A 12,235-nucleotide genomic window follows, 5' to 3' on the forward strand; every position below is an offset into this window, starting at 1 on the left:
TTAACGCCAACCGAAAATAGGGCCACTTCTGCCAACTGAAAACAGGGCCACTCTCGTGTGGTTCTAGTGTGCCGTAGTCGCGGTGGGTTGGTGTTGCTTGAGCCGGTAGCTGTTGCCTTTGAGGCTGATCACGTCGGCGTGGTGAACGATGCGGTCGATCATCGCGGAGGCGATGGTGAGGTCGCCGAACACGTCGCCCCAGCGGGCGAAGGGCAGGTTGCTCGTCATGATCAGTGAGGCGTGTTCGTAGCGAGATGACACGAGTTGGAAGAACAGGTTCGCGGCGTCCTGGTCGAAGGGGATGTAGCCGACCTCATCGACGATCAGCAGGCTGTAACGGCGCAGCCTGATGAGTTCGGCGGCGAGTTTGCCTCGTGAGTGGGCTTCTTGGAGTCGAGTCACCCAGCCCGTCGCGGTGTCGAAGAGGACCCGGTGGCCGGCTTTGGCGGCCTTGATTCCAATGCCGACGGCGAGGTGTGTTTTCCCGGTTCCGGGAGGCCCGAGGAGGACGACGTTCTTCGCTTCGGTGAGGAACACGCTCGTGCCCAGGTGCGCGATCAGGTTCCGGTCTGCGGAGGGCTGGTGGTCGAAGTTGAAGTCCTCGAGGGTTTTGTGACCCGGGAACCGGGCGGCCTTGATGCGGAGCGCTGCCCCGGAGGCTTCGCGTTCGGAGACCTCTTTGGAGAGCACTGCGGCGAGGTATTCCTCGTGGGACCAGCCCGCGTCGCGGGCCTGGTCGCCCAGGCGCCGGAAGGCTTCGCTGATCCGTGGGGCCCGCAGCGCGCGGGCGTAGTACTCGATCTGCGAGGCCGCTTCCGACCCGGTCATGACGCGACCGCCAACACGGTCGGGGTGGTGTCTAGGTCAACGCTGAAGAGTTCGTCGTAGCGGGCCAGTGAGGCCATCTCGACGACGGCAGTGACCGCGGGCCGGCGGGCGCGTTGGGCTTGGAACTGCGCGCGCAGCTCGGCCGCGCGGAGGACGTGCGCCGGATCGGTCACGGTCAGTTGCCGAGCCCATTTCCGGCGGTGCGCGGCGATGAGGACCCCGTCGTGGTGGACGGTGACGCGTTCCAGGCCCGCTGTCACGTCCACGACCCGGCCGATCATGGTCGGGTCGACGGAGTAGTCGTTGCTGAAAGCGCGAACGTAGTAATCCCGTGGGAGCCGGACGCTATTTCGGAACATCACTTCCGGCGCCAGCGGCGGCAGCCCGCGCATCGCCGCCCGGTCGATGCTGATCAGGTCCTGCGGGCGGCCTCTGCGTGACCGGGAGAGACGGTTGTTCGCGATGGGCAGCCACCCGGCCAACTGCTCATTGAAGTCGTCGGGCGAGGTGAACGCCCGGCCCGACATGAAGCGGCTGCGGAAGAACCGATTCATCCGCTCGACCATGCCCTTGGACTCGGGGTCACGGGCCTTGAGTAGCTTGATCTGGGTGCCGAGCGTACCGGCGAACGCGGCGGCGGGCTCGGTGAGTTTCCCGCGCCCGATGCCGGTCTCGTTGTCCCAGGTCAGCCGGGCGGGAACGGCCTCGGCCTCCTGCAGCAACGACCACATCCCGCCGAGCAGATCCGGCGTCGTCCGAGACGGCAACATGCGGGCCTGGATGAATCCGGAGAACGTCGAAGTCATCACCAGCACCGGCGGCGCAGCAGCCTGGTCATGGCCCAGCGGCAGGTCTTCGTGCGGGAACCAGAGATCACACTGGACCTGGAACCCGGGCGGGTGCACCAGCCGGTCCGCGGGGTCCGGCACCGCGTACTCCGGGCGCAGCTCGGCGATTTTGGCCCGGAACAGCGACGGAGACCCCGACCAGCCCACCCGTTCGGCCGCGGTCGCGGCCGGCATCGTCGGCGTTGCCGCAAGCAACACCCGCACCTGCGACGCAAACGCGTCGAAACTCGACCCGGTCGGCTCGCGCTTATACGTAGGCGACCTATCCACAGCCAACGCCCGATCCACCGTTCCCCGGGACACCCCGGCCAGCCGGGCTATCTCCCGTTTCGAATGCTTGCCCGTCGAATGCAGGTGGCGAATCTCTGCCCAATCATCCAATTTGATCACCTTCCATAATGGTTGGTGGCCCTATTTTCAGTTGGCGTTTCTGGCCCTGTTTTCGGTCGGCGTTAACACCACTGATCAGGGCTGGCCGGATAGCGGCGTGCGGGACTATGGCTGCGGTGATGGTTCCTGAAATCCGAGGCGTGGGGCGAGAACGTCGAACGCTTTCGTGAGTCCTCTGAGGAGCGCTCCGACGCTGTGGCCTTCGCCGGGAACTTCGTAGTATCTGGTCACCATGCCGGCATCCAAGGCCGCGGCACTCAACGCCTTCTGGGGTGGACCGATCACGGAGTCATCCGCCCCCACGGTGAACACGGCCTCGGTATCGGGGTAGTGCGTGGACGACATCACGGTCGCTGGTTTTGTCGCGTCGTAGGCGGCTTGGTCTCCGCCGAAGACGTCGGCGAGAACCGTGGGCTCAGATTCCGTGCCTGCGAAGGTCGTCCCGGACGCGCTGATCACGTTTCCCCAGACGTCCGGGAACTTGGTAGCAAGGGAAATGGCGCATTGGCCACCGTTTGAGAACCCCGCAATTGTCCAATCGACGCGATCAGTTTCAATGTGCAGGTTCGCGCGCGCCCAGTTGACGACATCCTGCTCAATGTAGGTCTGCACATTCCCGTGCGCCGGAGTGTCCAGGCAGAGTGAATCGACACTCGGATCGCCGAGTTGGTCCGCAACGACAACGATCGGCGCCTGACCGTCATGGGTGAGGGCGAACGTGTCGAGGACTGAAGCGATGTAGGACGCGTCCGGGTTCCCGGGTTGGCCCATCATCATCAGCACGAAGGGGAGTGCCGGAACGTCGACGGCCACGGCGGCCGGAGGAAGGTATACCTCGGCATCCCTGGCGGTGAAATTGGATGCGGTAGCCGGAATATGCACCGTCTCAATAGTGCCCGTGATGGCGAGGGCCGACGCCGGCCGGGGCGTGTCCGATGGGGACTGAGAGGTCTGACTGGCAGCGGAAGCCGGGTGGACGACAAGGAACCCGCCTGCGGCTCCCAGGACGAGGAGAGTGACACCCGCGATGAGGGTCTTGCTGCGCCCTGAATTCATTCTCACAGGTTGTGTCTCGGTTCTATCAGTTGACTACGGAACGCCCAGGCATCGACCGCTGGTCGATTCCAGTCGGAGGGCGATCGAGTCGGGGCCGAACGAGAATGCAGGGCTTCCGATGCGGGCGCTGCATCCGTAGAACGCGGAAGGGCAAGTTATTGTGAACCGGCAGCGCGACGGCAGAGAAGTGGCCGGCGCGCTGCCGGGCCGGTGCTATTTGAGTGCGGAGCGGATGGTCTTGGCGTCGGTCCGTGCCTGTTTGAGTGCTGCGCGCGCGGTGGTCGCAGATGCCTTGAAGGGTCTCATCACGTCGTGGTTACCATCGTACTGTTCGGGTGTGGCGGCGAGTGAACCGGCGGCCAGTCCGGCCACAGCGCTGCCGGCGTTACCGATCTGGGCAGTCATGGCTGTCAGGCTGGCCTGCAACGCCGCGGTGGACTTAGAGGAGTCCTTTCCTGATAGCAGGCCCGAGAGCCGGGTCTGTTCGGCGGTGAGCTTCGCTGCCGTCTTCGAGGTGACAGTGTCTGCAAATGCCGTATACGCGGCTTGGGGAAGCGAGACCGAGTAGACACGGTAGCTAGTGAAGATCGTGGCGTAGTCTATTTTGGCCTGTGCCAGGTCGGTGTCAGCAGCGATTTTCGTCGCAAGGGTGTTCATGCCGGCGAGGTCGTTATTGAGGTTCTCTAGGAGAGCAGTCTTGTCGGAGGTGGTGAGGACGGCGTTGGCGGTGACTTTTGTGATCGCGGTGTTCAAGGAGGTGATTCGTTTCGCGGTCGCGGTCGCGGCTGATTCCTGCACGTTGGTGAGCGTGCGTGGCGTTTTCGTGGGACCGGCCGTGGAGGTGGGCGCCGGTGCGGGTGTCGCGTCAGCAAATGCAGGTGCGCTGCCAAGGGCAGCGAATGCGGTGATGGCAACGACACCAAGGATGCTGGATCGCGTAATAGTTCGATTCACGGAAAGGACTCCCAATTCGGTCACGGATGTCGAAGAGAATCCGACGTGGTCCACACTGCCCGCGTCCTGTTCGAGAAGTGTGAGATCAATGTTCGGGTTCGGTAAGGCCGGCACATCGGGTCAGCCAGATCGGGCTCGGGAAGATCGACACCACCCTCGTCGCACACGTAGCGGAACAGGTCATGGCCAACCTCGAGACTGCCACCAAATAGGTCCAAAACCGGTCTCGCGACAGCCACGCCGGCATGGCACTGGCCAGAGGTGTGTCGTCGTCATTGGAATGATTTTCCGGCTTGTCCCCGCTTCAAGCGATAGGACTCTGTTTCAACCGGAGGTTTTGGTCGCGCAACGGCTATGTGTGTACTTCTGTGTGTACCTAGGAGATTTCGGGATTCTTATATCCCGATCAAAAGCATTTTTGTGCCTAAAGTAATGTCGCTTTCGATTGTGTCCTAAGGAAACGGTTGGGGGTTCGAATCCCTCCAGGGGCACATTTTTTCGGGTCGAAACGGGCTTAATCGGCGTTTTGGTTACCTAGACGGTCGATATTGACCGTTTCCCGTCGTGCCTATGTGTGTACCCATGTGTGTACCAAATAGGGAATGGTTTGCGCCTCCCCGATTCTTCGTACTACTGCGGCGGAGCGAGGCTCAGCCATCGTTCTTCGATGACGTATCCGAGGTGTTCGTTCATGCGGATGCTGCCGGCGTTGGACTGAGCGCCGCCTGTGCCGAAGATCCTGATTCCGTCGGCGGCCAGTGCATTGATCGACGCGGCGTTGACGGCAACGGCGAGCCCTATCCGTCTGAAGGAAGGGTCGTCGGACGGGAATTCCGTTTCCGCGCGCACCAGGGTCGCGCCGATGAGGCTGACGGCTACAAGCTGCCCGGCCTTGCTGGCACCAAAGAATCGGTGGCCGGACTTCCAGAGTTCGAGCATGTCGGATTCGTCCCGGTCCGGCACTGCTGTCGCTGGTGTGTCGGGGTAGTCGGCCTGGTTCAGGGCCTCGAGTGCCGTGACCTTTGGCGCCCAGCTGGCGTCGAGCTCCTGGATGATGAACGCTCGTTCCCGTGCCGCGACGATTGCCCCAGTGAATGCAGAGAGGTCGGGTGGGTCTCTCAGACACAGGCGGGCGCCCCACGATTAGCCGACTACTAAGTAGCCCGCCTGCATGAGCTGCTGCACCCGCGGATCTTTGAATTCGAGTATCAGGATGTCCCCGGCCATGAGGGCAGTGTGTCAGTCCGCCTCTGCGGCCTCGGGTAGGGAGTAGCTGAGGGGCAACAGGTCGCGTACGGTTCGCGCTGCCAATTCGCCATCCTTGAGGGGAACGATGACGGCCACGTCGGGATGAAGGTCCAGCAGGATTTGTCGGCAACGTCCGCAGGGGGAGATGACGCCGCGGTCACGGTCACCGACTGCGACGATCGTGACCAGTGGGCCGGCCAGTGCTTGCGCGGCGGCTGCGATCGTGACGACCTCCGCACAAGGGCCACCGGTGAAGTGGAAGACGTTCACACCCGTGTGTACGTTGCCCCGATTGTCCATGGCGGCGGCGGCCACCGTGTGCGTGTCACCGTGTGGCAGGGATCGCACGATTTCCTCGGCGATGGATACGAGGCGACGTTCCTTGTTTTCCAGCACTTGCTCAGTGTGGCCTCGACTCCCGCCCACCCGGTCCGTCGTGCATGGAATAGGGGGACGTGGACGCGCGTGGTGGCCGACTATCCAACGATCCAAAGCTGGAAGGGACAGCACCTGCAGCGACTGCCGTGTGCCGGATATCCGTGGCTGGGATAAATTGAGGCCGTGCCGTTGGGACGGCCCACGGGGGAGCCGCATGAAGGAAATCACCATCAGTGCAGCCAGTTTCGTTGCAGCCGAGCTAGTTCTCACCGTCCACCTCGGCAGCACCCGTTCAGGCCAGCGCGAAGCTGGATCGTCGGAAATTCGACAGCGTACTATTGAAGGCCGTATTAGGCATCTTGAAAAGGAGATTGCTACTTTCAGCCGCCAAATCCGACAACTCCTTGGAGAAGAATGGCAAAGCCGACCATCGTAAAATTAGACGAACTTGAGCGTGTCTTCACGCGCGTACTCGAAGTTCTTCGGCAATCCGGATTCGCTGAGGTTGAGCTCTCGAATGACTATTTCTGGTCGATCCCCGACGATCAGATATATCACGTGGAGTCGCCGCCTCACGACCTCACAATCGGTCAAGTAAGTGAGTCATTGCAGTGGCTGACTAACACGATGCTTGAAGACGGTGATGCAATTCCCTATTCGCTTCTTTGGATTTCCGATGTTCTCAAGGCGCTGGCTCTGCAACTGAGCGAGTAGCACGACGATCTCTGATCGCGTCGTCTCGAAAGATGGATAATGCGTATGCGCCTAACTCGGCCTAGGTTGGCGGCTTCCGGTCTTTCGGCCGCGACGTCAGCCCTGCTCGACTGGGCCGGTGCGGAGTTTCTGGATTTTTGTTGTGTGGTTTAGTCAGCCTCGATAGGAATGGTGTTCTTCTGATCCGTTTGGCCTTGGATCGAGGTGATGATCGGTAATGTGACGCATGCGAGGTCAGGTGAGGTGGAGAAGGAGGCGCTTGATGAGTGCGCAAGCGCGGATCTCCCTGTTTTCGTCGGATGCCGGTGGGATCGTCTCATCTCTCCCATCGGGGACGAGATCGTTGGTCCTCAAGTTTCCTCTGGCCAAAGAAGGTGGAGGTGAAGCACAAGTGGGCGCCACGATCGAATCAGAATCTGGCGAGGCGTTGCACCCGGGGGTTCCGCCAGTGAAAGTGCGCATAACGCCTTGGGCGCCTGAGGTTAACGCTCTTTTTGCCTCTGGCGTGCGATTCACGATTTGGTACGGTCGAGACGTCGGCTGGGGGGTGATCGACTGACAGCGCGAATGAGCTGCTCCGTCGGGACGAGGTGCGGGAGCCTCGCCGTGCCGAGCGCAATAATCATTCGGGTCGATCCGCACTACGGTGAATCGGGCGTCGTTTCAGAGGCTGCCGTCGTCGCTGCAGGTGATGTGCCTGGAGTTTCATTGAGGAGGGCTGGTCTGCGATGAGCGGGAAACGTAAATCTAGATATTTAGTCGCGTATGACTACGGCACGGGTGGACTCTGGGGATACTTGTGGGCGCGATCACGTGAGGAGATTGTCGAACGCTACCCGGAACTTATGATCGTTCAGACGACTCCGCCGTGGATGACCGCCAACAGAAGCGAACGGCTTGAAGAGCGGTCAACATACGATATCGACCAACCCCCGAGGGGATGATGCTTGCCGTAGTCGACGATCGGTCTCATTCGTAGTTCTGTCAAGGCATTGGGTAGTCTCTACCCCGGCGCCTCGCTTGAAGACGGTCGCCGTCAGAATTCCGATGAACTACAGCTGCGATCTGAGAGAGCAGCTTGTTCACCAGACCTAGCCGGGGCATGACCACGCGCTTGAAGAAGAGCTGCGGCCAATTCACTCTTCGGATATAGGAGCATGGCCATGGCGTTTCGAAAGATGTCACCCACTTCTGTCCGAGACGATTCAGGTTCATCTCTGGAGTTGCTCGGTCGAACCGGGTTGCAGGTGGCTGTTTATGATCAGATCTACACGATCGACTCGGAGATGCTCGTGTCGCCGATGACTATCGGGGTGTATCGGAACTCGATATCACCGGCATCCGACGCATCAGCCGGGGTCTTTGGGATTGCGTGTGCTGCGCTGCAGTGGTTCGGGTTCGCTGTCGAGACGATCTAAGTGCCCTTCCGCAGTATGCTATGACGCTCGCCTCAAGTTGCGACACGATGGAATCCATATTCGGCCGGGACTGACGGCGGTTGGTTGACTTGACATACCCCATAGCTTGGTCACCATCAGCGGTCAGCGGTCAGCGGTCAGCGGTCAGCGGTCAGCGGACCAAGCCGACGCCGATCCTCGGGCAGGTCGAGCCGCTCCTAAATCTTGGAGTGGTTGCTGCGGTCAGTGGGGTTGTCATGGGGCATCCACCGGATTGTCCGGCCATCCACTCAAGCGGACAGATGTGACCGCAGTCTTTGATCGAGTAACCGCTATGTGTGTACTTCTGTGTGCACCTGGACGAATTCGGGATTCTTATATCCTGATCAAATGACTATTTCTGTCGAAAGTCAAGCTACTTTCGGTTGTGTCCTAAGGAAACGGTTGGGGGTTCGAATCCCTCCAGGGGCACACTATTCCTCACCAGAACACGCCTAATCGGCATTTTCGGTCAGTTCTGTAGCCGATATCCGCCATTTCTTCTGCTGCCCATGTGTACACCGCTGTGTATACCAAAAAGCCCCGCGCCACGTAGCCCTGGCGAGTCCTCTGCCCGTTGATGCTTATTGCACAACGGATCGTGCGCAAACGCTACCTGCGTTCACTGCGCTGAACTGCCGGCCTTCCAGCGATATGCGCGGTGACGGCGATGGTTTCAACTAATGTCGGTGTGAAATCGCGGATACCCTCTCAGGGTGCCTTTTGACACGTTCGCTTGGCCAACGAGTGGATTCGCCGCGGGCCTGTAGCGCTGACCCATCGTTGAAGGGCTCGGGCGTCTTCGGCGCGGTGATCGATGTCAGCCTCGATGAAATCCGCTAGCGCCGTCATCTGATGCCTCAGCTCGGGTTTGGAAGCCTGATGCACGCGCTCCCAAGGGTTGGGACGCTGGTTGATGTGCATTGTGCCACCGTTGGTAGTCCGCCGTTGGCTCCTTCAGTAGTCGGGGCAGACATTCTGAAATTCCTGATCGTGACCATATCGGGTGGCGCTTAGACATTCAAGTCGGCATATCCGCCGACTTGCTGGCGCGGCGGTTGTGCGGTTCCATTGAACAGAAGTGATTCACGTTTTGGGGTGACGCGTGCTCGCGTCAGGTAGGCGTGGACACATGTAGATGGGGGAACCAGAGATGAAATTCAAGAACATTCTCGCCAGCGCTGTTATCGGCGCAGTCATTGTCGGGGGATCTCGGCGGCACCCGCGTCAGCGGCCCCGAACTCAGATGCCGTGACCGACGCCCTGAATAGTCTCGGACTACTGTCAAATACCCTCGGCTCGGGTGCTGCGCGTGCCACGGTAGCGGACCCCGGTACAACCGTTCTGACTGCCGAGCGTCTCCAGGTGCGATCGAAGACGGGCACGGTTGAAATCGCCCCGGTTTCGACCTTGTCAGGTGCACTATCCGCGGACTCGAAGGTAACAATTCTCGCTGGGCCTGATTCTTCGTATGCCCTTACGAGTCAGTCAGGAGGAGCACAAGCCAATGCTGGCTACATCGTCCTCCACAACAAGAACGCCCCAACGGACTACCGATTCCAGATCACTGCGAACGACAAGCCAGCAGTACTCTCCGAAATCGACGGCCGGATTCTGGTTTCGGATCAAAACGGAATTGCTGTGAACGTGATCGGCTCGGCATGGGCGAAGGACGCTCAAGGCAGCCCCGTCGAAACGTCGTACACGATCGATGGAAACACGCTCATCCAATCTGTCGCGCCATCCAGTTCCACGGCTTTTCCTGTCGTCGCTGATCCGAGAGTGCAGTGTGACTTCGTTTGGTGCACGCTTGAATTCACTAAGACCGAAACGCAAACGGCCAGTGAGACCGCCGTCGGGGCGGGCGCCGTGCTGTGCGGTGGCGCCGCCCTTCTCAACCCCATTATCGGCTTCGCATGCGGTGTGTATAGCGCTGCTTTCTGGGTCGCCGCAGTACAGGCCAAGAACACGGGACAGTGCGTGGGATTCCGGATGCTAGCCATTGGTGGCTCCGCCCATCCCGTGATCATCAACTGCTATGCATAGGAGGCAATAGTGAAAGACAGTGAAACACTGGGACGCCAAGCGCGGCGAGTCATCAGGACACCCGTGTACGCGGCAATTGGCATCGTCATCGGGGTCCTATCCGTAGTCGCACTTGTTCTCTACTGGATCGCACCCAGCCCGGCTCTGATGCCGATCGTCTCGACGGTGGTCCCCGTGGCTGTGATTGCCTACCTCGCCGTTGTCTTCACCATCGCGGCGAGAACGAAGGAAGAGCACTAATCGGCTTTGTCGTATGTGCTTGGACCGTCGGGGCTACTGCTGCGCGCGAGGCGTGCGTTGTCGATCAGTCTGTATGTGTACACCGCTGTGTACACCAGGACCACATCGCTACTTATTATCCCTGATCAAAACTGTAATCTTGGCGAAAAAGATAGCATTTTCGGTTGTGTCCTAAGGAAACGGTTGGGGGTTCGAATCCCTCCAGGGGCACACTTTTTCACGCCGAACCGGGCCTTATCGGCGTTTCCGGTGACTTGGACCGTTGGTATCCGCCGTTTCTGTCCAGGTCGATGCGTGTACCTACGTGTGTACCCAAAAGGAAATGGTTTGGGCCGGGTCGACAGCCTTGCACCGCAGTGAGTCTGCGCACTTCTGGGCAATGCCCGCGGGGGCTGCAATGATCAAACCCATGGGGAAGACGAAGAGCGCGATGCAACGATCCCTCTCTAACTCGGCCGTACTGAATTCTGGGCGTGTTGCGTGGCCGCGTGTCGAGATGAGTTCGAATAACAAAGTCAACGAGTTGGCAGCCGGCAGGACGCTTGACCACGGAATCGACGACGCCCGGTCAGTTCGCGAAATCTAATGCCGATATCGTCCAGAATGGATCGCGGTCACCCCCAGCGTTTGCTCCTGTGCTTCGTTGTAACGTTCGCAGGATTGGTGCTTTCCGGGTGCACCGCATTCGATGAGCCCACGATGTCCTTGCCCCCTGACGGATCGGCAAGAGAGCTTCGTCAGCAGGTGATCGCGGCCATTGACGCCGGGGACCAGCAGGCGCTCGAGGATCTCTTCGCGTCTGCACCGTCGGCATACACTGCCGAGAGTGCGGGTGTCGTTTTCGAACAGTGTTCCAAGATCTCTCCGGTTGGACGAGAAATGAGCAGTGACTCCGATATCTCCCCGAAGCTGATGACAGTTGATTTGGTGGGCAAGGCGAAGCAGGGCTCGACGCTGGGGCAGTCGTGCTCATTCAACTTGTTCTGGTCGGGTGCGGGCCCGTGGGAGCTCGGAATTGGCAGCCCTCCTTCAAACGCGTGACGTACGCCGCTCTAGATGCCGGGCAGTCGGCGTCACGCATGAGTGTCATGCTTGCATGGAATGGGAGTTCGCGTGCTAGCGTCTGGCCTGTGCTGCCGCCCGAGGAACACCGACCAAGGTCCCGTTGGCCGTTGTGGACGACCGTCCTCGGGCTTGTAGTTCTTTTCGCAGCCGGAATCGTCATCGCCCTTGATGGTGTAGTCCGTCTGCCCGGCCCGATTGTCGAGGTCGCGCTGCTCGTCGCATTGGTTGCCGCAGTGATGGTGGCCGGCGCCACTTGGGCAGAATCGAGACGTCGCGGTATCGGGTGGGTGCGCAGTCTTGGCCGATCTCTGCGGGCGCTTGGCCGCTTCGTTTTCGACTTCTTCTAGAAGCCGTTCGCATCTGCCGCAGCAGGACCGTGGCTACGCAGATTCTCTACGCTGATTGACCCCTGGCACGTTGACGTCGCGAATCCTCCGGGGCAGGTATCCGCATTGACCTCGACACGGGCGCGATCGTGATCCACCCTGAGAAAGAAGACGTCTACGTTGAGATCGCCGAGCTCAGGGGATTCCACGACGAAGCGTGGACGGTCTGGCGCCCCGGCGAGGACAGCTTCAAGGACTTGGCCTGACCGCAACAGCTCCGGGAAGGGGCCCCAAGAGACTCGCCACCTCGGAATGTAATCAAACTAGATTTGAAGGGTGAACTGGATAATCGTTGCAGGTGTCATCACCGTGATCACTGTTGTAGCCATTGTCGGGCAGCGCAAGGGGTGGGTCGACTTCTCCTGGAATCAGAGGCGTCGAGGCGGATCGATGACGATCGCCGATGAGGCATTCAATCCGACACGTTACGAAGCGCAGGTAGAGATGGACCGCCAGTCGATCTTGCCCGCGCCGGCCCCCTTGCCCGGCGACGATGACAAGGGCGCTTACCGGGGAACTATTCGCATCAAAATTTGGCTCTCCTGACGTTACCGTGGGTGGTTTCCGAGCGCCTTAACGAGTGCACGCCGCTCTCCGTCTAGGTTTCTAACTGACAAAGGCAAGAAACACAGGGACGAGAAAACGG

General features: G+C 60.2%; 12 protein-coding genes. 6 read left to right on the forward strand and 6 right to left on the reverse strand.

Annotated elements, in window-relative coordinates:
* Positions 1–63 precede the first annotated feature (63 nt).
* The 6 genes from istB to RGU41_RS00590 form a co-directional block, all read right to left on the reverse strand.
* Positions 64–828: an IS21-like element helper ATPase IstB gene (istB, locus tag RGU41_RS00565; protein WP_322135186.1), complete on the reverse strand. Its 765-nt coding sequence runs from the start codon at positions 826–828 to the stop codon at positions 64–66.
* Entirely contained in the window at positions 825–2,066 is a 1,242-nt protein-coding gene (locus RGU41_RS00570) for a Mu transposase domain-containing protein (RefSeq protein ID WP_322135187.1), read from the reverse strand. Before RGU41_RS00570 ends, istB begins: the two co-directional genes overlap by 4 nt.
* A gap of 105 nt (positions 2,067–2,171) precedes the next feature.
* Positions 2,172–3,122 (reverse strand): alpha/beta hydrolase, encoded by a 951-nt coding sequence (locus RGU41_RS00575; RefSeq protein WP_322137270.1) that lies wholly within the window; start codon positions 3,120–3,122, stop codon positions 2,172–2,174.
* A gap of 213 nt (positions 3,123–3,335) precedes the next feature.
* A complete protein-coding gene (locus RGU41_RS00580; RefSeq protein ID WP_322135188.1) occupies positions 3,336–4,100 on the reverse strand; it encodes a hypothetical protein in 765 nt (254 codons plus the stop codon).
* A gap of 606 nt (positions 4,101–4,706) precedes the next feature.
* Positions 4,707–5,015 carry a hypothetical protein gene (locus RGU41_RS00585; RefSeq protein WP_322135189.1) on the reverse strand — a complete coding sequence of 103 codons (309 nt, stop codon included), beginning with the start codon at positions 5,013–5,015 and terminating at the stop codon, positions 4,707–4,709.
* A 300-nt stretch (positions 5,016–5,315) separates the two neighbouring features.
* Positions 5,316–5,720: a cytidine deaminase gene (locus RGU41_RS00590; protein WP_322135190.1), complete on the reverse strand. Its 405-nt coding sequence runs from the start codon at positions 5,718–5,720 to the stop codon at positions 5,316–5,318.
* A 196-nt stretch (positions 5,721–5,916) separates the two neighbouring features.
* Here RGU41_RS00590 and RGU41_RS00595 point away from each other — a divergent pair, with 196 nt between their 5' ends.
* The 6 genes from RGU41_RS00595 to RGU41_RS00620 all read left to right on the forward strand — a co-directional run bounded on the left by RGU41_RS00595 (position 5,917) and on the right by RGU41_RS00620 (position 12,135).
* Positions 5,917–6,138, forward strand: coding sequence for a hypothetical protein (locus tag RGU41_RS00595; RefSeq protein ID WP_322135191.1), 222 nt, complete (start codon positions 5,917–5,919; stop codon positions 6,136–6,138).
* Positions 6,117–6,416: a hypothetical protein gene (locus RGU41_RS00600; protein ID WP_322135192.1), complete on the forward strand. Its 300-nt coding sequence runs from the start codon at positions 6,117–6,119 to the stop codon at positions 6,414–6,416. The genes RGU41_RS00595 and RGU41_RS00600 overlap by 22 nt, the downstream gene beginning before the upstream one ends.
* Positions 6,417–9,103: 2,687 nt before the next feature.
* On the forward strand, positions 9,104–9,898 hold the full coding sequence (locus RGU41_RS00605; RefSeq protein ID WP_322135193.1) for a hypothetical protein: 795 nt from the start codon (positions 9,104–9,106) through the stop codon (positions 9,896–9,898).
* A 9-nt stretch (positions 9,899–9,907) separates the two neighbouring features.
* Positions 9,908–10,138: a hypothetical protein gene (locus RGU41_RS00610; RefSeq protein ID WP_322135194.1), complete on the forward strand. Its 231-nt coding sequence runs from the start codon at positions 9,908–9,910 to the stop codon at positions 10,136–10,138.
* Positions 10,139–10,837: 699 nt separating this feature from the next.
* A complete protein-coding gene (locus RGU41_RS00615) occupies positions 10,838–11,179 on the forward strand; it encodes a hypothetical protein (RefSeq protein ID WP_322135195.1) in 342 nt (113 codons plus the stop codon).
* A 686-nt stretch (positions 11,180–11,865) separates the two neighbouring features.
* A complete protein-coding gene (locus RGU41_RS00620; protein ID WP_322135196.1) occupies positions 11,866–12,135 on the forward strand; it encodes a hypothetical protein in 270 nt (89 codons plus the stop codon).
* The last annotated feature ends 100 nt before the right edge of the window (positions 12,136–12,235 follow it).

It is taken from the genome of Cryobacterium sp. 10C3, assembly GCF_034314285.1.
Taxonomy (GTDB): Bacteria; Actinomycetota; Actinomycetes; order Actinomycetales; family Microbacteriaceae; genus Cryobacterium; species Cryobacterium glucosi.

What these genes read in the sequence shown, in the direction of transcription:
- istB (WP_322135186.1), bottom strand. Translation starts at nt 828, where the DNA reads ATGACCGGGTCGGAAGCGGCCTCGCAGATCGAGTACTACGCCCGCGCG.
- RGU41_RS00575 (WP_322137270.1), bottom strand. Translation starts at nt 3,122, where the DNA reads ATGAATTCAGGGCGCAGCAAGACCCTCATCGCGGGTGTCACTCTCCTC.
- RGU41_RS00585 (WP_322135189.1), bottom strand. Translation starts at nt 5,015, where the DNA reads ATGCTCGAACTCTGGAAGTCCGGCCACCGATTCTTTGGTGCCAGCAAG.
- RGU41_RS00595 (WP_322135191.1), top strand. Translation starts at nt 5,917, where the DNA reads ATGAAGGAAATCACCATCAGTGCAGCCAGTTTCGTTGCAGCCGAGCTA.
- RGU41_RS00600 (WP_322135192.1), top strand. Translation starts at nt 6,117, where the DNA reads ATGGCAAAGCCGACCATCGTAAAATTAGACGAACTTGAGCGTGTCTTC.
- RGU41_RS00615 (WP_322135195.1), top strand. Translation starts at nt 10,838, where the DNA reads ATGTCCTTGCCCCCTGACGGATCGGCAAGAGAGCTTCGTCAGCAGGTG.